This window comes from Parasedimentitalea maritima (assembly GCF_005771405.1).
Taxonomy (GTDB): domain Bacteria; phylum Pseudomonadota; class Alphaproteobacteria; order Rhodobacterales; family Rhodobacteraceae; genus Parasedimentitalea; species Parasedimentitalea maritima.
In genome coordinates this window covers 59,430-76,887 of sequence record NZ_VAUA01000009.1, presented here as the reverse complement: position 1 = coordinate 76,887, position 17,458 = coordinate 59,430, and the positions used below count along the sequence as shown (strand labels likewise).

Genomic DNA, 17,458 nt, shown 5'->3' with positions numbered 1-17,458 from the left:
TGCTGCGGGTGAGGTTGGGCCCGAGCTATTCGACTATTCTGGCGGCATTGTTTGCATGAACGGTGGGTGCATGAAGATCGCAGATCTGGATCATCCAGTGACTGCCAAAGCAGCATCTGCGGCCGGTGTCAGTCATAGTGATTTTGAGCGCCTAGCAACGTTTCTGGACGTTGAATGCTTGAGTATCAAGAAGTTACAGTCCTCTGGCTTGCTAGCCCTGGTTAAGTTTCCAAGACTGCGGGCGTTGTTCATAAATTGGGCGCCAAAGCTCGAAACATTTACCGGCCTGGAGAATGCCAAACACCTGCGCTTATTGAGTCTTGTCCAGTTTCCTAAGATCACGGACATCACCCCGATCTGCGAACTGCGCGATCTGCCCGCGTTGGAGCTGTTCGGCGGGCATTCAAAGCCTCAAGTCATCCATTCTCTCGACGGCCTAGGGGATATGCCTTCCCTGCAAGAGCTTACACTAGTGAATCTTAAAGTTATTGAGGATGGTCTAAGACCCCTGGCAAGAAGCGTATCATTGCGCGACTTGAGAGTATCCCACCAATTTGACACCGAAGACTATGCCTACTTGGCAGCAAAAATGCCTCACCTCAGGTGTGATCTAAGTGTTCCATTTGTATCTATTGGCAATTGCGGGTCCGGAAAAGATGTCAAGGTGACGGGAAGGCGTAAGCCCTTTCTCAACAGTAAGACGGATGCGGACAAGCTGGCACGATATGTGCAGAAATTTGAGAAGCTCGTTGCTGATTTCAAGCAGGACTAGCGGCGCAGATCTCAGATTATCTAAGTCCTCTAAGCAGCTGGCGCTAGATCCGGCAATAGCGCAATACGCCGAGCCTTCGCCGACACCGCGCGACCATTTGAATACCTGCTCAAGACTGAACCCGATGATAAATCCGGATTGGCTGCAATGAAGCTGTCAGCATCCGCATAGTCTTTGGCCTCCATCCTCTCAGCGATTTCACTCATATAGGCCATGGTGATGGTTGCGTTGAATTTCTTAGGCGCGCCAGCGCGTTGGGCCGCCGCCGTAATGCCATTGGCAACCGTTGCCATTGCGTCAAAGAAACGCTCGCGCTGCAGGGCTTCAAAAGCCACACCAATGTGGTTCACATGTTTGAATGTACTGTTGTCCAAGGTGCCATCAATCAATTGATCCAGCTGTTCCTCATAACGGCTCATTTTGCCTCTCCTTCATCGCTCAACCCATGCGCATCCGCAGCCGTCAGATCCAGATCATAGACCTCCTTCAACTGCGCGATCTTCTTCAGGGTGTTTTCTGAGAAGGGGCTTTTGCCTTCGAAATTATGCAAGATCATACCTTCGATGACTTCTGCCAGAGAACATTCCAGATGCTCTGCCAGTCCCTTCATCACCTTCAACATGCGTTTTTCGATCCTCAGACCGGTTTGAGTGCGCTCTATCTTTTTCATGTAGCTACCTTGGTACCAAGGTAGCGATTCTGCAAGGGGCTAAATGAAGGCAAGCGAAACTGTCGCAAATTTTCCGGGTCTTTTGCTCGCAACGTTGTCCCCAAGGCGTGAACCGCCAATGTGATTCTGGTTAATTGTCATCCGTTTAGGGACAGTGTCATGTCAAAGCTTCATTGTTGACGCAGTCGCGCCGTTCATTCGGCATTTTCGTCTAATTTGAGGCAAAACCAACAAAACTGAGGCCATATGGGCTAAATTGTATTTGTGGTTTGAAGAGTGGCCCCAATGACCACTCCGTTGCTCAATTTTCGAAGACTAGGAGTTGCCAAATGGTCCAATATTATCAGCCAGAATGTGACGCGTTGATCCAAGCTCCGAATGTTGAGACCAGCGAAGCAGAGATCATGAACGAAATTCGCAAAGTCATGTTGGCAGAGAAGGTCGAACATCCAGACGTTGTTGAGACCCAATCACGCGATGCAAAGCCACGCCCGCAAGCGACCGCACCAAAAGCAAGCGTGTTGGCAGGCGCCTTGACTAAGGTAAAACAGTACCAACCGCGGTGGAGCCACAACCTGCTGATCCTGTCATTGGCCGCGATAATCTTCAGTCCCGTTGGGGTTGCTGCCGTCGTGATCTTGTCGCTGGTGGCGGTTTTGGCCTTGGTATGGAGTGTTGGCCCAAGCCGTCTGGCTGGCGCAGGACGGGCTTGCTTTGGTCTTTACCACCGCTTTTTGCCTGTACAGGCTGACCGGATGGTGAGTTGGGCCAATCGGTTTAGTGACCGGGTGCAGGGCCTCTCCAGCCACTTGCCGAGCCGTTGGACACAGGGGTTGTATTTGCCAACGTTTACAAGCGAACCAGATGAAGAACTTGATTTGATCGAACCATTTGACCGGCTTTTGGCCCAGCGTCAGGATAGTGATCTGGCCACAGCCAAGTGACCTAACGCAAAACTCGTCCCCAATGGGCTAATTTTGCTTTGCACAAGACGCCGGACTTCGCATAGTGCACCTTTAAGAGTTGCATTTAATCGGAGGCGTTTTTTGCCCGGTCCCGAGTTACCGTCCTTTCCCGAGGACAAACGTCTCCCAAAATCCGTCGATACAGTTGTCATTGGCGGCGGTATCGTAGGTGCCTCAACTGCGCTGGAGCTTGCGACGCGTGGCGTATCTGTACTGCTCTGTGAAAAGGGCCGTATTGGCGGCGAGCAAAGCTCGCGCAATTGGGGCTGGGTGCGCCTGTCTCAGCGCGATCCGCGTGAAATCCCACTGATGATCGAATCCATGTCAATCTGGCAAGGGCTAGAGGAGCGCACAGGGTACCAGACCGGATATCATCGCTGCGGCAGCCTGTTTGTGGCCAATACCGACAAACGTCGCGATCACTTACAGCGCTGGGCGCAGAACCTGCAAGACTTTGATGCCGCCAGTGAAATGGTCAGTGGCGATACCCTGCAGATGATGTTGCCGGGGCATGAGGGCCAGATCCAGTCTGCCCTGTCGACCCCAATGGATGGCCGTGCTGAACCACAGCTGGCAACCCACGCGATAGCCATGGGCGCCCGTGATGCCGGCGCCGTTGTCCTCTCGAATTGTGCGGTTCGATCTGTGGATGTGCAGGCTGGCCAGATCGCCGGGGTGATCACCGAACGGGGCCGGGTGGCCTGTAGCTCGGTGGTGGTCGCAGGCGGGGCTTGGTCGCGACTGTTTCTTGGCAATGCCGGGATATCCCTGCCACAGCTTAAGGTCCTGAACTCGGTGCTGCGCTGTTCAGCGGTGACCGGGGGGCCCGACGTTGCACTTTGGGGTGATGGATACGGCCTCACCAAACGCGCGGATGGCGGCTATACCGTGGCCAACAGCGGCGAGAGCACGGTTGACATCGTGCCCGACAGCTTTCGCCTGAGTTTGAAATATCTACCTGCTTTCCTAAGCGAATGGCGCTCTCTGCGGTTTCGCTTGTCAGGCCGCTGGCAGGAAGAGGCCGCCCAGGCGCGCCGCTGGACACCCGATCAAGAGACCGCATTTGAACAATGCCGTATCCTCGACCCAGAACCCTCACAATCGGCGCTGAAATCTGGCTGGACCGCCGCCCAACAGGCCTTCCCGTTCCTGCAACAGGCTGACGTAGTGCAAAGCTGGGCTGGGATGATCGATGTGTTGCCTGATGCCATCCCGGTTATCTCAGGGGTGGACGACCTGCCGGGCCTGTTTATTTCTACCGGATTCTCTGGCCATGGCTTTGGTCTTGGACCTGGGGCAGGGCGCTTGATGGCGGATATGGTCACCGGTGCGACACCCATTGTGGACCCTCACGCCTTCCGCTTGTCTCGTTACACCGACGGCAGCCGGGTGCGGATAGACAACGGCGTTTAGACTAGCCACCGGCTTTCGCTTCTTTTTGCAAAAATACTCGCGCCGCAGGCCCGCGCCGTTGGCGTGGATCCTTCTCATCAACTGGACAAAACTCTGCCTATGTGAGATGGGCAAGACAACAGGAGACATGTGATGACCACCACCCGTTTTGCCCCATCGCCCACCGGATATATCCACGTAGGCAACCTGCGCACTGCGCTGATGAACTACCTGATCGCCCGCAAGGCCGGCGGCACCTTTATTCTGCGTATCGACGACACCGACCCAAACCGGTCAGAAGAAAAATATGTCGATGCCATCAAGCAAGACATGGAATGGCTTGGCCTGACCTGGGATCGCATCGAACGCCAGTCTGATCGTCTTGACCAGTACGCCGAAGCGGCAGACACGCTGCGCGACATTGGCCGTTTTTACGAAGCGTTTGAAACGCCGACCGAGCTGGACCTGAAGCGCAAGAAGCAGCTCAACATGGGCAAGCCACCGGTCTATGACCGCGCCGCGCTGGACCTGTCGGATGCCGACAAAGACGCCCTGCGCTCCGAGCGTGGCGATGGTGTCTGGCGTTTCAAGCTGGACCACGAGCGTATCGAGTGGACCGACGGCGTGCTGGGTGACATCTCGATTGACGCGGCCTCAGTCTCTGATCCGGTGTTGATCCGTGGTGACGGTCAAGTGCTTTATACTATCGCGTCTGTTGTGGATGACACCGAAATGGGTGTGACCAACGTTGTACGTGGATCTGACCACGTCACCAATACCGCAACCCAGATCCAGATCATCAAGGCGCTGGGTGGCACTCCACCTGAATTCGCCCACCACTCGCTGCTAACCGGCCCTCAGGGCGAAGCATTGTCGAAACGCTTGGGTACCTTGGCCCTGCGCGACCTGCGCGAGCAGGGTGTGCAGCCGATGGCACTGCTGTCACAGATGGCCCGTCTTGGCTCAAGCGACCCGATTGAGCTGCGCAATGAAATGGCCGAGCTGATCGAAGGCTTTGACATCAACCGCTTTGGCTCTGCGCCAACCAAGTTCGACGTGCAGGACCTGTTCCCGTTAACCGGCCGCTACCTGCAGTCGCTGCCACTGGAAAAGGTGCAGTCCGACCTTGATGCACTGGGTGTCCCTGCTGACAAGCAGGCAACGTTCTGGGATGTCGCTAAGGAAAACATTACCACCTTGGCTGATCTCGAAACCTGGTGGACCCTGTGCCGCGACGGTGCCGAGCCATTGATCGCGGATGAGGACAAAGAGTTCATCGCCGAGGCAATGGCGCTGCTGCCCGAAGGTCCTTATGATGCGGACACTTGGAAAACTTGGACCACAGCGGTGAAGGAAGCCACTGGTCGCAAAGGCAAAAAGTTATTCATGCCACTGCGTCACGCGGTGACCGGCATGGAACGCGGCCCAGACATGAGCGCGCTTCTGTCGTTGATGCAGGTTGTCCGCGCCCGCGGCTAAGGCTCCGGTCAAAATAAATGTGCTGCCCGGCCGTCAGGTCGGGTAGCACCCGCCCGGTCGGGTGCTGTCCTTGGCAACTAAAGAGTGGAACAATGTGAGCGACACAGGCTCATGGATCCGTTGCCGGTTGTGATCTTGATCGCGCGCCCAGCTAGGACGACTTTTACCCCGATCTGGCAAAACACTCCCCAATCGCGATTACCGCTGGGCCTATCACCCCCGGCACATGGAACAGGGTCCCATCACGATAGGGGCGCGCAGAGACAACGTTTAGCACGCGGGGTTTGAACCCCGTCCGCATCCGCTTTGGCGGTGCCGCCATCCTTATACCTGGGTAAGCAATTTCAAAGCGCAGCCTGACTGCATAACCGGACGCCACAGGCCGACCGGGTTATTGGCGTGCAGTGATTAATCGCTCGCGTGTTGTTGTGTGGATGAGATTTGACAGAAATCCCAGGCAATCTATTCTGGTCACAAGCCCAATGCGTGTTTCTACAGAAAGTGGAGTCTCCAATGGCCAAATCCCCAAAAGAAATCGCCACCATGGTCGAGGCCACAGGAGGCAAGAAAGCCAAGCGCAAGGCGCTAAAAAAAGCGCCCGAAGGTACCAAGGAACTGAAGCTGCCAAAAGATGTCCGTGACGGTCTGGAGAAACACTTTGGTGCGAAACTGGCCAAGGTGCGGGTGCACACCGGCGGCAACACCAAGGAACTCTGCAAAGAGCTAAAGGCCAAAGCGTTTACTCAGGGGCACAACGTGTACTTTATGCGTCCCGGAGATGCCAAGAAACCCGAAACACTGGTGCATGAATTGGCGCATGTCTTACAGCAGAGCCGGGGTAAAGTTCCCAAACCAAAAGATGGCGAGGCGCTTATAGCGAAATAGGCAACATCGGGCGTTCTGAGTATGAATGGACTTTCTGGTTTCAGATCTTAATCTGTCATCATTTCGAGAGACGTTCATTTACGGGATTAGTTGTTTGCCTTTCAGGACCTTTGTTGCACTCGCCCAGCGTTTTTTTACACCATTGACGATTTGCGCGACCCTGACAGGTTGCGGTTCTGTCGACTATGATGCGGCCCCTGTCGGTGAGTTCACCGGATCGCTGTTTGTGATGTGGATCGGTGAAGGGGACGACACCGGTAGCGGTAGGTTTGTCTATGTGCCGGACCAAAACAATCCGCTTCGGTTCACCCGAGGGGGTGATCCGGCTGGGGTCAAGGTGATCGAGCCAGAAATCATGTACACCGATGGCGGCTCGATTCCAAAGCAAGCGCAACTGTTCAAGGGGTTCTCTCCGTGGGGGTATGCCCCCGCCTATATGGTGCATGACTGGATCTATGTGGCGCGTCATTGTCTGACTGACGGCAAGCCGACAGCTCGCGAGGAAACGACCAAGGATATGACTTTTCAGGACAGTGCTGATCTGACGGCAGAAATGATCAAAACCCTGATCCATTCGCAGAAAGTTAGCGAAAATGATGTCGCATCCCGGGTTGTTTCCGGCACCGTGGCCGGGCCGGCGTCATACCAGAGATGGACTATTCGCGGTGCCTGTGACGAAGATCGGGTCAGCGAGGAGCTGCGGCGGGAAGTTGAAAGCGCTCTGTTCGCCCCACGTGCGTTGGTGGAGCTAAGGCCCGCTCTCAGTACCTCCGCAGCGGCGGGTATGGCGCCCAGCACTCCGGTTCAAAGAGAGGTTAAGCTGATTACCGTGATAGACTTTTAGCCCTTAACCCAGCCGACAATCTGACCTTCACGCATCGCGCCTGATTTGCGCTTTTTCTCCTTGCCGCGTTCAAATGCGACCATGGTGGGAATGCCCTTGATCCGGTATCGGGCTCCGGTGGACTGATGGTCTTGCGTATTCATTTTCACCAGTCGTGCCTTGCCACTCAGTTTTTTTGCCGCTTTGCTGAACTCAGGACCCTTCATTTTGCAAGGACCGCACCAAGGGGCCCAGAAATCGACCACCAATGGCAGATCATCGTTTTGTGCCGCTTTTTGCAAAATGGCTGGGTCCACGTCCATGGGCTTGGCGGGCAACAACCAAGTGCCGCAGGTAGCGCATTTTGGGTTGGCGCCTAGCTTGTCGTCGGGCACCCGATTGAGCTGGGCGCAGGATAGGCAGGTCAGTGTCTTGGCCGCCATGACGCGTCCTCCAGATTAATATTCCAAATCCCATATAGGTTTTGTAGCGGCAGGCTCAAGAACTTATCACCTGCATGCTGGGGATCGGAGGATCGGTTGCTGCACGCGGATTTTATTTGACCGAACAGGAAACAGGGGCAATTCTGAAGGAATAGCCCAAAATCCTAGAGAGGTGCCATGTCCACCAATTGCTTTAGTCGCCGCCATTTTATCAACTCCGCTGCCGCAAGTAGTCTTGCCTTGTCATTGCCCAGCCTAGCCCTTGCAAAATCAAAACCTGCTGTGTTTGACCCAACGCCGCAGGAAGTTCGGATCAAGAAAGAGTTCGAACCCGGCCAGCTATTGATCCTACCGCGCTCTTTTTATCTCTATTTTGTCACGGACAAGCGTAAGGCACTTCGTTATGGGGTTGGTGTCGGACGGGCCGGGTTGGAGTTTACCGGCTCTGCCATTATCGAGGTCAAAAAGGAATGGCCCACCTGGCGTCCAACTGACGAGATGATCGAACGGGAACCTCGCACGTATTCGCGCTTTGTAGACAACAAATATGTTCAGCCTGGTGGCCCGACAAATCCACTGGGTGCGCGGGCATTGTATTTGTTTCAGAATGGTGTCGACACCTACTTCCGTATTCACGGTACCACCCAGCCGGAGACCATTGGGCAATCGGTGTCAAACGGCTGCATTCGTATGCTCAACGAGCATGTGATCGATCTGTACCAACGTGTCCCTGTCGGTACTGTTGTTACCGTTTTGTAGGTGCTGAGGCGGTGGGTTTTGAGATAGCCAACCTAAAACGTGAACGTAAACTCACGTCGGTGAAATATATTTCAGGTGGGCGAAAAGTGGTGTGAACCGCTGAAAATGCCCGATTTTCACCGAAAAGGGCAATTTTCCTTGCACAGATCTCTCATTGCCGACAACATTAAAACCGCGATGTTACGCTATCGGCTATAGACTGCCCGTTTTCGGCTCAGGCTTCGATTTTGCACTGACTTTGCCGACCTGCCGCATGATGCGGGCAGACTAGACGATTAGGAGACATGACGATGGCTAATGGCACCGTCAAATGGTTTAACACAACCAAAGGCTTCGGCTTCATCGCACCCGACGATGGCGGCCGTGACGTATTTGTACATATTTCTGCCGTTGAGCAAGCAGGCCTGACCGGCCTGGCTGACAACCAGAAAGTAACTTATGAACTGCAGCCCGGCCGTGATGGTCGCGAGTCCGCAGTGGATATTGCACTGGCCTAAACCGGTGCAACGACGGCCCCAAAAAGGGGCCGTCTTTTTGTGTCCATGTATTTTGGATTAGCATTTCGTGGTGTTAAGCGAAGCGCTTTGCGCCAACCACGCAACTGACCACAAACAGAGTTACGGCGACCATTGACGGTGCAATGGCTTCGCCCAGTAAAAGTGCCGCGAGCATCAGGCCAAAAAACGGTTGCAATAGTTGGAGCTGGCCTACACCGGCGATCCCACCCAATGCCAGGCCGCGATACCAGAACACAAATCCCACCAGCATCGAAAAGATCGACACATACCCCAGGCTGATCCATGCCGCCGGACTGATGCCGGACCAGCTGTTGGGCAATGCGACTATTGCGATGGCGGCCATGATGGGCAGGGACAGCACCAAGGCCCAAGAGATCACCTGCCAGCCCCCCATTCTCCGGGACAGGGTGGCGCCTTCGGCGTAACCCAGGCCACAGACAGTAATTGCCCCCACCATTAACAGATCCCCTTGAACCGAAATTTGGGCATCTTGCGACAGGGCATAGGCAGCAACTGCCAAACCTCCAAACCCAGAGAAAACCCAAAACATTGGCTTGGGTGTTTCACCGCCGCGCAAAACGCCAAATATCGCGGTTGTCAGTGGCAGCAGGCCGATGAAAATGATGGAATGGCCTGCCGTGATGTACTGCAGCGCCATGGCTGTCAGCAGGGGGAACCCAACGACCACTCCAAAGGCGACAATCAGCAAGGGCGGAACATCCTTTGCCTTGGGACGGGATTGTTTCAGCAGTGCCAGCAAGATAACCCCGAGTATGGCGGCAATAACCGCCCGTGCTGAGGTTAGAAAAACCGGTTCAAATCCTGTGACGGCAATACGAGTTGCGGGCAAGGAGGCGCTAAAGATAATGACGCCAATCAACCCGCTGCCCCATCCTCGCATTGAACTGGTTTGTGAAATGGCTTGCATGTGTTTGGTCTCCTGACTTTTGGCAAACCTAGGCAACTACGCGAGACTAATGTAGGAACAAATCAATACAATAAATCCAAACTGTACCGCTCTATCTGCCAGTACAGATGCAGGAGCTTGAAATGAAGCAAGGCTCACGGACCGCATTGGTGGTTGACGCCATTCTTCGCAAAATCAGTAGCCGGGCGCTGCAACCGGGGGAGAAACTGCCGTCGATACGGGGCTTTGCCAGTACTATGCAGGTGTCGCCGTCTACCGTGGTGGATGCCTATGATCATCTGGCGGCAGAGGGCACAATATTTGCCCAACGCGGCGCAGGATTTTTTGTGGCGCGCAGCACTCAGCCCTTTGCTGTCAGCGAGGTGGGGCCGCAGTTGGACCGTTCGGTTGATCCGTTCTGGGTCTCGCGACAGTCTCTGGATGCGGCGCCTGACGCGCTCAAACCCGGCTGCGGTTGGCTGCCGGCGGATTGGATGCCCAATACGGCAATGCGACAGGCCCTGCGTAACTTGGGGCGCTCTGATGACGCATTGTTATCAGACTATGGCAGCACCCAAGGTGCGTTGAATTTGCGGCGGTTGCTGGCACGGCAATTCATTGACGAAGGTTTGAATGTTGGGCCAGATCAGGTTCTGCTGACGCCCTCTGGGACCCAAGCCATCGACTTAATCTGTCGGTTTTTACTACGTCCGGGTGATACCGTACTGGTGGATGATCCCTGTTACTTCAATTTTCAGGCTCTGCTAAGGGCGCACCGTGTCGAGTTGGTTTGCGTGCCACTCACCCAATCCGGGCCGGATATTGTGCTGTTTGAGCAGGCGCTGATCCAGCATAAACCCAGTCTCTACATCACCAATTCGGCGCTTCACAATCCAACGGGGGGCACCTTGTCGCCACAGGTTGCCCATAGGGTTCTAAATCTGGCGACATCCCATGATCTGATCATCATCGAGGACGACATCTTTGCAGCATTCGAGCCCAGCCCATCGCCCCGATTGGTGACGATGGATGGCTTGGACCGGGTGATCCGTATTGGCAGCTTTTCCAAAACCCTTTCGGCCTCGGTACGCTGTGGGTACATCACTGCTCGCGCTGACTGGATCGAGGCCCTGACGGATCTGCAGGTTGCCACTAATTTTGGTGGTCCGAGTCCGGTCGCAACGGAACTGATCTATTCGGTGCTCAGCAATGGCAGCTATCGCAAACATATGGAGGCCCTGCGGAACCGTTTAACCAAACACCGTCGCGAGGTGGCAACTCGATTGACCGGCTTGGGGATTACACCCTGGTTGATGCCGCGTGGTGGGTTTTACCTGTGGTGCAGCTTACCTGGACAGGTGAACGCCGCAGATCTGGCCAAGGCCGCGTTGGTCGAAAACATCGTTCTGGCCCCCGGGAACGTCTTTAGCGTGTCGCAATCGATGACATCGTTTATGCGGTTCAACGTAAGCCAGATGTCCGACCCAAAGGTGTTTGAAGTTTTAGAACGTGGGCTTGAGGGGCGATAAGGCGACTATTGCTTTGAAATCCGCTGAACCAGCTGTAAGGTCACAGGCCCTAACGCTGCGACATTCAGCGCCACCCCTTCGACATTGGGGTGGATGCCGTCGTCTTGCAGGTATTTCTGCGCGGCAACCGGATCACCGGACACTTGGTTTGAGATCCCTGTAAAGGCGTCTTTGAACAGCAGGCTGTCAAACTGGGTTGCCAGATCACTGTAAATGGCCTCGAATGCGACCTTATAGTCGGGTCCAAAATTGCCCTGCGCCTGCATCCCGATCAGCAGCACATCGACATTTTGTGCCTGTGCTGCGGTCAAAATAGCAGCCAAATTGGTTTTGGCATTTTCCGGATTCATCCCGCGCAGCATGTCATTGCCGCCCAACAAAATGATCAATCCCTGAGGGTTATCGCTTAATGTCCAGTCAATGCGCGCTGCGCCACCGGCCGTCGTATCGCCCGACACGCCAGCGTTGGTCAGAACAACATCAGCGCCATTTTCCTGTAGCCAAACCTGCAGTTGCGGCACCAATCCCTGATCCGTGGGCAGCCCATATCCATGCACCAGACTGTCGCCAAACGCAGTGATGCGCAGGGGCTCGGCGGTAGCCATGGTTGAAATAAAAAGCAGCACCGCAGTGGTCAGCATCTTGTGCATTTGGCTAGAACCTCCATATCGCAACGATATACCAATTAGGCGCGGCTTCATGACATTACAAACCACTTCCCCAATTCTGTCCTTACAAGACACATCCTTGTCGTTGAATGGCAATACCGGAGTGGTGGAAATCCTGCACCAGATTGACCTTGATGTAACCAAGGGTGAAACGCTGGGTCTGGTTGGTCCCTCCGGGTCCGGCAAGTCTTCGTTGTTGATGTTGATGGGCGGATTGGAACAGGCCTCAGGTGGGAAAATTACCGCCCTGGGTCAGGATCTGACCGCGATGGATGAAGATGGGTTGGCCCGGTTCCGGCGGGATCATATGGGGGTGGTGTTCCAGAGCTTTCACTTGATCCCCACAATGACCGCACTGGAAAATGTCGCTACACCGCTGGAGCTGGCAGGCCATGCAGACGCGTTTGAGCGCGCACAGGCGGAACTGGAGGCGGTGGGGCTGGGTGCACGCTCGGGGCACTTCCCGGCGCAGCTGTCTGGCGGTGAACAACAACGGGTGGCACTGGCCCGCGCTGTGGCGCCACGACCCGATATTTTGCTGGCGGATGAGCCCACAGGAAACCTGGACGAGGCCAATGGCAGCGCCATTATGGATCTGTTGTTCGACCTGCGCGATCGCCACGGTGCAACCCTGATCATGGTCACCCATGCGCCAGAACTGGCCGCACGCTGTGATCGCGTGGTACGTCTGCGCGATGGTCGGATTGAAACATCCGCTGATCAACAGGCCGCAGAATGAAGTCCTTGTCTTTGGCCTGGCGCTTTGCCCGGCGTGAGTTGCGTGGCGGCTTACGTGGCTTTCGCATCTTTCTGGCCTGTCTGGCGCTGGGCGTTGCGGTGATTGCAGCCATTGGCACGGTGCGGGCTTCGATTGAACACGGTTTATCCAGTCAGGGTGCTGTGCTGCTGGGCGGTGACGCTGAAATGGAGTTCACCTATCGGTTTGCCGATGACGCCACCCGCGCCTGGATGGCGGAACATGCAAGCGCCGTGTCCGAAATTGCCGAGTTCCGTTCAATGGCAGTGGTCGGAGAGGACCGCGTGCTGACCCAAGTTAAGTCAGTAGACGATGTTTATCCGCTGACCGGAACGGTGGTTCTGTCGCCAGATATCCCATTGGAACAGGCCTTGGCCGGGGAAGGTGGCGTACCGGGGGCGGTCATGCAGCTGGCCCTATCGGCCCGTCTGGGCCTGCAGGTTGGTGATATTTTCCAGCTTGGCACGCAGGATTTCCGACTGATGGCGGAATTGGTGATCGAGCCGGATGCTGCGGCGTCGGGGTTCTCCATTGGGCCACGTACAATTGTGGCGACGCAGGCGTTGCAGACATCAGGACTGCTGGCCCCCGGCACCTTGTTTGATACCAAGTATCGTCTTGAGCTGCCTGATGACACCGATCTGGACGCCACCAAACAAGCCGCATTGAGCCAGTTTTCGGACAGCGGGCTACGTTGGAGCGATGCGCGCAACGGTGCCCCCGGCATCACCCGGTTTGTCGAACGGTTGGGCTCGTTTCTAATCCTTGTTGGTCTGTCCGGATTGGCTGTGGGTGGCGTTGGGGTATCGGCCGCGGTGCGGGCCTATCTGGCCACCAAAACCGCAACCATCGCGACGCTGCGCACCCTTGGGGCGGATCGCTCGACAATCTTCATGACCTATTTCCTGCAAATTGGCGCGCTGGCCCTGCTGGGCATAGCCATTGGTCTGGTCATTGGTGGCTTGGGGCCAGTCCTGTTTGGGCCGCTGATCGCGGCACAATTGCCATTCCCCGCTGATTTCTCTTTCTACCCATCAGCGCTGGTTGAGGCGGCAATTTACGGCGGGCTGACCGCCTTTATCTTTACCCTGTGGCCTTTGGCGCGTGCTGAACGCATCCGCGCGGCCGAGCTGTTTCGGGATGCCTTTGGTGGCCGCAATCACCTGCCTGCAGCGCGTTACCTGTTTGCCACTGCACTGGCGCTGGCGTTGCTGGTTGGGGCTGCGGCCTGGTTTAGCGGATCGCCTGAACTGACGCTTTGGGCGGCGGCTGGGCTGGCCGCTGCACTGGCCGTGTTGTTGTTGGCCGCACTCTTGCTCGGCATCGCTGCGCGGCGCAGCACCCGGTTGACACGGGGTCGCCCGGCGTTGCGCTGGGCGCTGTCTGCGATTGGTACCGCACGGGATGGGGCCACACCGGTGGTGTTGTCACTGGGGCTGGGCCTGACGGTCTTGGCTGCGATTGGCCAGATTGACGGCAATATGCGCCGCGCCATCGGGGACAACTTGCCGGACCGGGCGCCATCGTATTTCTTTGTTGATATCCAACGGGATCAGATGCCTGCCTTTGCAGAGCGGATCAATGGTGATCCGGAGGTTTCCAAAATGGAAAGCGCGCCGATGTTGCGCGGTGTTGTCACTCAGATCAATGGCCAACCTGCGCGCGAAGTGGCAGGGGATCACTGGGTGGTGCGCGGCGACCGAGGGATCAGCTATGCGGGCCAAAAGCCCGAGGAAACCAAACTGACAGCTGGCGAATGGTGGCCCGAGGATTATTCCGGTCCACCCCAAATCAGCTTTGCTGCAGAAGAGGCCGAGGAGCTGGGGTTGACGCTGGGGGATACCCTGACGATGAACATTATGGGCCGTGACATCACGGCGACAATCACCAGCCTGCGCGATGTCGATTTCTCTAACGCCGGAATGGGCTTTGTTCTGGTCCTGAATGAACAGGCACTGGCTGCGGCCCCCCACAGCTTTATCGCCACAGTTTATGCCGAGGAACAGGCCGAGGCACTGATCCTGCGGGATCTGGGACGTGACATGCCCAATGTGACAGGCATCCGGGTGCGGGACGCAATTGAGCGTGTGTCCGAGGTTCTGCGGCAGATTGCCTCTGCCACGGCTTACGGCGCGGCGGCAACGCTGTTGACTGGGTTTTTGGTTCTGCTGGGAACCGCTGCCGCAGGCGAGCCAGCGCGTCGCTATGAAGCTGCATTGTTAAAAACGCTGGGGGCTTCGCGTGCACGCATCCTGTCCAGTTTCGCGCTCCGCTCCGTTATCTTAGGCGCGGGGGCTGGCGTCGTTGCGCTGTCGGCCGGTATTGCCGGGGCTTGGGCGGTGAACACCTATGTGTTCGAGATCAGCTATCAAGTGATCTGGCCCAGTGCGCTGGCCATTGTCAGCGGTGGTGTATTGGCAACCCTGTTGGCCGGGCTGGTGTTCGCCTGGCAACCTCTGGCGGCGCGTCCGGCAGGGCAATTGCGGTCACGGGAATAGAGCCAGAGAGCAGCTGCGGTTTAACGACCGCAGCTGACGGGTTGCAGGATTTTCATCAGGTCGAAGTTGTCACAGACCAGAGATTCAAGGGTGATATCATCCAGCGACGCATAGAAAGCGTGCGCAGCGTCGGTAAGGGCCAGTTTCAAACGACAGGCATTGGTAAGCGGACAGGTATTGTCGTTATCAGCAAAACACTCGACCATTGGCAGGTCGCCCTCGACCTGGCGAAAAACCTCGCCTATGCGGATGTCGGTGGCGGGTTTCTGCAGGCTCATGCCGCCGTTGCGTCCCCGTTGGGTGTGCAGAATGCCCAGTTGGCTAAGCTGATTGATCACCTGCGCCAGATGGTTTTCAGAGATATTGCAGCATTCTGCAATTTCAGATTTGGTCACCAACCGGTCAGTGTTGGTTGCACAATACATCAACAATCGTACTGCAATGTTGGTTCTTTTGGTTATACGCATTTCACTCTTCCAATCACTAATTGTAATTCAATATTGCACAGCCGTTCAAAAAGCGGTTTGACATACATCAATAAGACAGATTGACGCTATGTGAGGTCCAACCCTGATGTCCAACCCTTATTTCTTTGGCTATGGAAGCCTGGTGAACCTGGCGACCCACGACTATCACGACCCACAGCCCGCACGGTTGAGAGGCTGGCGTCGCAGTTGGGCACACACCACCCTGCGCGAGGTCGCCTTTCTGACCGCTGTTCCCTGTGCAGAGAGCGAAATCGACGGGTTGATCGCTGCGGTTCCGAATGCGGACTGGCAGGCGCTGGATCAACGCGAATTCGCGTATGATCGGTTGCCGACACAGAACGCAGTCCAGCATGAGATGCAGCAATCCCCTGAAATTTCGGTCTATGCGGTGCCGCAGGCATGTCAGCAAGCGGTTACAGATCAGCACCCAATTCTGTTGAGTTACTTGGATGTCGTGGTGCAGGGCTATGCTCAGGTATTTGGTAAAGACGGGGTGGCAGAGTTTTTTGCGAGTACGGATGGCTGGACGGCTCCCATACTGAACGACCGTTCTGCGCCACGTTATCCGCGCCATCAGTCCTTAGGTTCTGCTGAATTGCGATTGGTTGACGATCACCTGAACGCCTTAGATGCCCGGATTATCGTTGCGGCATAGCTGCCGAACTGGAAAATCAGCGGAAGCGAACACAATTGTGGGAAGCTGTAACAAAGGCGGGCCGGTTGCAATTGGTTTTTTTAAGTCATAGTGCTGCTAAGCGTAGTAAAGGATATACATAAAACTGAGCCGTGCATATTTTTTGAGACAAAGCGCGGCTTAACATCAAGACACAGTGTATATCTATGTTACTCGGATATTGTTCCTGAACCAAAATACCTAAGGTTCATACTTCACATAAGAAACGCAACTGGCAAAAACACTTTGGAGTTTTGATTAATCTGTTCAAAAAATGAATATTCCCTTCAAATCGTTGAGCGAAACAAAAACCTGCCCCGTTTGTAGTGATAATTCAGTTGAATACGCGAGTAGCTACCCATCTGAAGTTGAACCATTTGCATCAAGTACGATTGAGTATTGCACCGCGTGTGGCCTGGGGTACTTCGTAGATGCCGATGTATTGCTAGATAACTTTTACAGCGTTCAATATTCTCGGTCCAATCGGGGAGATAGACAAATTGAACCAGAGCAATATTTCTCCCCTGAAATGCGGAGCAAAAGTCCACGCCTTTCGCGTTACTTTGCTCGTGCCAATCGGCAACTTTCAGTGCTCGAAAGCCTAAGAAACCCACTTAAGCATATATTGGATTTCGGCAGTGGACCCGGCTATTTTCTTTCGATCTCGCAGGCAAAAACACTTGCTGCGTTCGAACCTGATCTAGATAGCCAAAAATACCTGTCTCATATTGGTGCCACCCGATATGAAAATCTGGATGATCTACCTCGCGGCTCGTTTGATGCGATCATATCTTCACACTCGATGGAGCACCTTGTCGCCGAGCGACTTGTGGAAACGCTGACTGTTCTATTTAGCTGCTTGAAGGCAAATGGGAGCTTGTTGATCGAGGTGCCTCAAGGCGGAATAAGTCACCTGGTTTTGAATTACCGACATGATCCCCATACGATTTTTTTCACACAGGAAAGTTTGACGAAGGCAATTCAAACTGCTGGTGGTGAATTGATCTTCTCGAAGTGCTTCGCTACGAAGTCATCGAACCGAAGATCGGATGCAATTTATGACCCCAAGGGAAGCAAATTTATCCGGTCGCGGTCAGGATCGGTGACAATTGTAGCCCGCCGCAAGCCTGGGTTCGCCGGTCGGGTTGGACAAAAATTTGACCGATTAACAAGGGGCCTGTGAAAGGCCATTGGTGTAACCTACACAGTGTCGCTAACCGCAGAAAAACCGC

19 protein-coding genes are annotated in these 17,458 nt (G+C 55.2%); 13 read left to right on the top strand and 6 right to left on the bottom strand.

Translation table 11 applies throughout. The features are described from left to right. Positions 1-70 precede the first annotated feature (70 nt). Positions 71-772, top strand: a complete 702-nt coding sequence (locus FEE96_RS17065) for a ubiquitin family protein (RefSeq protein ID WP_138164331.1) — start codon at positions 71-73, stop codon at positions 770-772. Positions 773-801: 29 nt separating this feature from the next. Here the strand turns inward: FEE96_RS17065 and FEE96_RS17060 are convergent, their stop codons facing one another. Beyond that, entirely contained in the window at positions 802-1,191 is a 390-nt protein-coding gene (locus FEE96_RS17060) for a hypothetical protein (protein ID WP_138164330.1), read from the bottom strand. Beyond that, positions 1,188-1,442, bottom strand: a complete 255-nt coding sequence (locus tag FEE96_RS17055; RefSeq protein ID WP_138164329.1) for a hypothetical protein — start codon at positions 1,440-1,442, stop codon at positions 1,188-1,190. Before FEE96_RS17055 ends, FEE96_RS17060 begins: the two co-directional genes overlap by 4 nt. A 329-nt stretch (positions 1,443-1,771) precedes the next feature. Between FEE96_RS17055 and FEE96_RS17050 the strand changes: the two genes are divergently transcribed. The 5 genes from FEE96_RS17050 to FEE96_RS17030 all read left to right on the top strand — a co-directional run bounded on the left by FEE96_RS17050 (position 1,772) and on the right by FEE96_RS17030 (position 7,007). Continuing rightward, positions 1,772-2,386, top strand: coding sequence for a hypothetical protein (locus tag FEE96_RS17050; RefSeq protein WP_138164328.1), 615 nt, complete (start codon positions 1,772-1,774; stop codon positions 2,384-2,386). A gap of 102 nt (positions 2,387-2,488) precedes the next feature. Continuing rightward, the gene (locus FEE96_RS17045) at positions 2,489-3,820 is read left to right on the top strand and encodes an NAD(P)/FAD-dependent oxidoreductase (protein WP_138164327.1); all 1,332 of its coding nucleotides are present in this window, start codon (positions 2,489-2,491) and stop codon (positions 3,818-3,820) included. Positions 3,821-3,952: 132 nt separating this feature from the next. Further along, entirely contained in the window at positions 3,953-5,278 is a 1,326-nt protein-coding gene (gene gltX / locus FEE96_RS17040; protein WP_138164326.1) for a glutamate--tRNA ligase, read from the top strand. A gap of 513 nt (positions 5,279-5,791) precedes the next feature. After that, positions 5,792-6,163: an eCIS core domain-containing protein gene (locus FEE96_RS17035; RefSeq protein ID WP_138164325.1), complete on the top strand. Its 372-nt coding sequence runs from the start codon at positions 5,792-5,794 to the stop codon at positions 6,161-6,163. A 94-nt stretch (positions 6,164-6,257) separates the two neighbouring features. After that, on the top strand, positions 6,258-7,007 hold the full coding sequence (locus FEE96_RS17030; protein ID WP_138164324.1) for a hypothetical protein: 750 nt from the start codon (positions 6,258-6,260) through the stop codon (positions 7,005-7,007). Here FEE96_RS17030 and trxA read toward each other — a convergent pair. Continuing rightward, positions 7,004-7,429 carry a thioredoxin gene (gene trxA / locus FEE96_RS17025; protein WP_138164323.1) on the bottom strand — a complete coding sequence of 142 codons (426 nt, stop codon included), beginning with the start codon at positions 7,427-7,429 and terminating at the stop codon, positions 7,004-7,006. The two genes, FEE96_RS17030 and trxA, sit on opposite strands and share 4 nt — an antisense overlap. A 177-nt stretch (positions 7,430-7,606) precedes the next feature. On the opposite strand from trxA, the gene FEE96_RS17020 reads away from it, so the two are divergent. Both FEE96_RS17020 and FEE96_RS17015 read left to right on the top strand, forming a co-directional pair. Further along, positions 7,607-8,188, top strand: coding sequence for a L,D-transpeptidase (locus FEE96_RS17020; RefSeq protein WP_138164322.1), 582 nt, complete (start codon positions 7,607-7,609; stop codon positions 8,186-8,188). Positions 8,189-8,478: 290 nt separating this feature from the next. Next, positions 8,479-8,685 (top strand): cold-shock protein, encoded by a 207-nt coding sequence (locus FEE96_RS17015; RefSeq protein ID WP_138164321.1) that lies wholly within the window; start codon positions 8,479-8,481, stop codon positions 8,683-8,685. A 73-nt stretch (positions 8,686-8,758) separates the two neighbouring features. Here the strand turns inward: FEE96_RS17015 and FEE96_RS17010 are convergent, their stop codons facing one another. Further along, the gene (locus FEE96_RS17010) at positions 8,759-9,634 is read right to left on the bottom strand and encodes a DMT family transporter (RefSeq protein WP_212744793.1); all 876 of its coding nucleotides are present in this window, start codon (positions 9,632-9,634) and stop codon (positions 8,759-8,761) included. Between the two features lie 122 nt (positions 9,635-9,756). On the opposite strand from FEE96_RS17010, the gene FEE96_RS17005 reads away from it, so the two are divergent. After that, positions 9,757-11,142 (top strand): aminotransferase-like domain-containing protein, encoded by a 1,386-nt coding sequence (locus tag FEE96_RS17005; protein ID WP_138164320.1) that lies wholly within the window; start codon positions 9,757-9,759, stop codon positions 11,140-11,142. A gap of 5 nt (positions 11,143-11,147) precedes the next feature. On the opposite strand, the gene FEE96_RS17000 is transcribed toward FEE96_RS17005, so the two are convergent. Beyond that, the gene (locus FEE96_RS17000) at positions 11,148-11,792 is read right to left on the bottom strand and encodes an arylesterase (RefSeq protein WP_138164319.1); all 645 of its coding nucleotides are present in this window, start codon (positions 11,790-11,792) and stop codon (positions 11,148-11,150) included. A gap of 49 nt (positions 11,793-11,841) precedes the next feature. Here FEE96_RS17000 and FEE96_RS16995 point away from each other — a divergent pair, with 49 nt between their 5' ends. Continuing rightward, positions 11,842-12,549 carry an ABC transporter ATP-binding protein gene (locus FEE96_RS16995; protein WP_138164318.1) on the top strand — a complete coding sequence of 236 codons (708 nt, stop codon included), beginning with the start codon at positions 11,842-11,844 and terminating at the stop codon, positions 12,547-12,549. Beyond that, positions 12,546-15,065, top strand: coding sequence for an ABC transporter permease (locus FEE96_RS16990; RefSeq protein WP_138164317.1), 2,520 nt, complete (start codon positions 12,546-12,548; stop codon positions 15,063-15,065). Before FEE96_RS16995 ends, FEE96_RS16990 begins: the two co-directional genes overlap by 4 nt. Positions 15,066-15,085: 20 nt before the next feature. On the opposite strand, the gene FEE96_RS16985 is transcribed toward FEE96_RS16990, so the two are convergent. Continuing rightward, positions 15,086-15,532 carry an RrF2 family transcriptional regulator gene (locus tag FEE96_RS16985; RefSeq protein ID WP_138164316.1) on the bottom strand — a complete coding sequence of 149 codons (447 nt, stop codon included), beginning with the start codon at positions 15,530-15,532 and terminating at the stop codon, positions 15,086-15,088. A gap of 106 nt (positions 15,533-15,638) precedes the next feature. On the opposite strand from FEE96_RS16985, the gene FEE96_RS16980 reads away from it, so the two are divergent. Then, on the top strand, positions 15,639-16,208 hold the full coding sequence (locus FEE96_RS16980) for a gamma-glutamylcyclotransferase family protein (RefSeq protein WP_138164315.1): 570 nt from the start codon (positions 15,639-15,641) through the stop codon (positions 16,206-16,208). A gap of 292 nt (positions 16,209-16,500) precedes the next feature. After that, complete coding sequence (locus tag FEE96_RS16975; RefSeq protein WP_138164314.1) at positions 16,501-17,409, top strand: class I SAM-dependent methyltransferase; 909 nt, start codon at positions 16,501-16,503, stop codon at positions 17,407-17,409. The last annotated feature ends 49 nt before the right edge of the window (positions 17,410-17,458 follow it).

Bases quoted from the DNA above. Each gene is read 5' to 3' on its own strand.
- FEE96_RS17060 (WP_138164330.1), bottom strand. From the start codon at position 1,191: ATGAGCCGTTATGAGGAACAGCTGGATCAATTGATTGATGGCACCTTG.
- FEE96_RS17035 (WP_138164325.1), top strand. From the start codon at position 5,792: ATGGCCAAATCCCCAAAAGAAATCGCCACCATGGTCGAGGCCACAGGA.
- FEE96_RS17010 (WP_212744793.1), bottom strand. From the start codon at position 9,634: ATGCAAGCCATTTCACAAACCAGTTCAATGCGAGGATGGGGCAGCGGG.
- FEE96_RS16995 (WP_138164318.1), top strand. From the start codon at position 11,842: ATGACATTACAAACCACTTCCCCAATTCTGTCCTTACAAGACACATCC.
- FEE96_RS17050 (WP_138164328.1), top strand. From the start codon at position 1,772: ATGGTCCAATATTATCAGCCAGAATGTGACGCGTTGATCCAAGCTCCG.
- FEE96_RS17000 (WP_138164319.1), bottom strand. From the start codon at position 11,792: ATGCACAAGATGCTGACCACTGCGGTGCTGCTTTTTATTTCAACCATG.
- FEE96_RS16980 (WP_138164315.1), top strand. From the start codon at position 15,639: ATGTCCAACCCTTATTTCTTTGGCTATGGAAGCCTGGTGAACCTGGCG.
- FEE96_RS16975 (WP_138164314.1), top strand. From the start codon at position 16,501: ATGAATATTCCCTTCAAATCGTTGAGCGAAACAAAAACCTGCCCCGTT.
- FEE96_RS16985 (WP_138164316.1), bottom strand. From the start codon at position 15,532: ATGCGTATAACCAAAAGAACCAACATTGCAGTACGATTGTTGATGTAT.
- FEE96_RS17015 (WP_138164321.1), top strand. From the start codon at position 8,479: ATGGCTAATGGCACCGTCAAATGGTTTAACACAACCAAAGGCTTCGGC.
- FEE96_RS17055 (WP_138164329.1), bottom strand. From the start codon at position 1,442: ATGAAAAAGATAGAGCGCACTCAAACCGGTCTGAGGATCGAAAAACGC.
- trxA (WP_138164323.1), bottom strand. From the start codon at position 7,429: ATGGCGGCCAAGACACTGACCTGCCTATCCTGCGCCCAGCTCAATCGG.
- FEE96_RS17065 (WP_138164331.1), top strand. From the start codon at position 71: ATGAAGATCGCAGATCTGGATCATCCAGTGACTGCCAAAGCAGCATCT.
- FEE96_RS17005 (WP_138164320.1), top strand. From the start codon at position 9,757: ATGAAGCAAGGCTCACGGACCGCATTGGTGGTTGACGCCATTCTTCGC.
- FEE96_RS17020 (WP_138164322.1), top strand. From the start codon at position 7,607: ATGTCCACCAATTGCTTTAGTCGCCGCCATTTTATCAACTCCGCTGCC.
- gltX (WP_138164326.1), top strand. From the start codon at position 3,953: ATGACCACCACCCGTTTTGCCCCATCGCCCACCGGATATATCCACGTA.
- FEE96_RS16990 (WP_138164317.1), top strand. From the start codon at position 12,546: ATGAAGTCCTTGTCTTTGGCCTGGCGCTTTGCCCGGCGTGAGTTGCGT.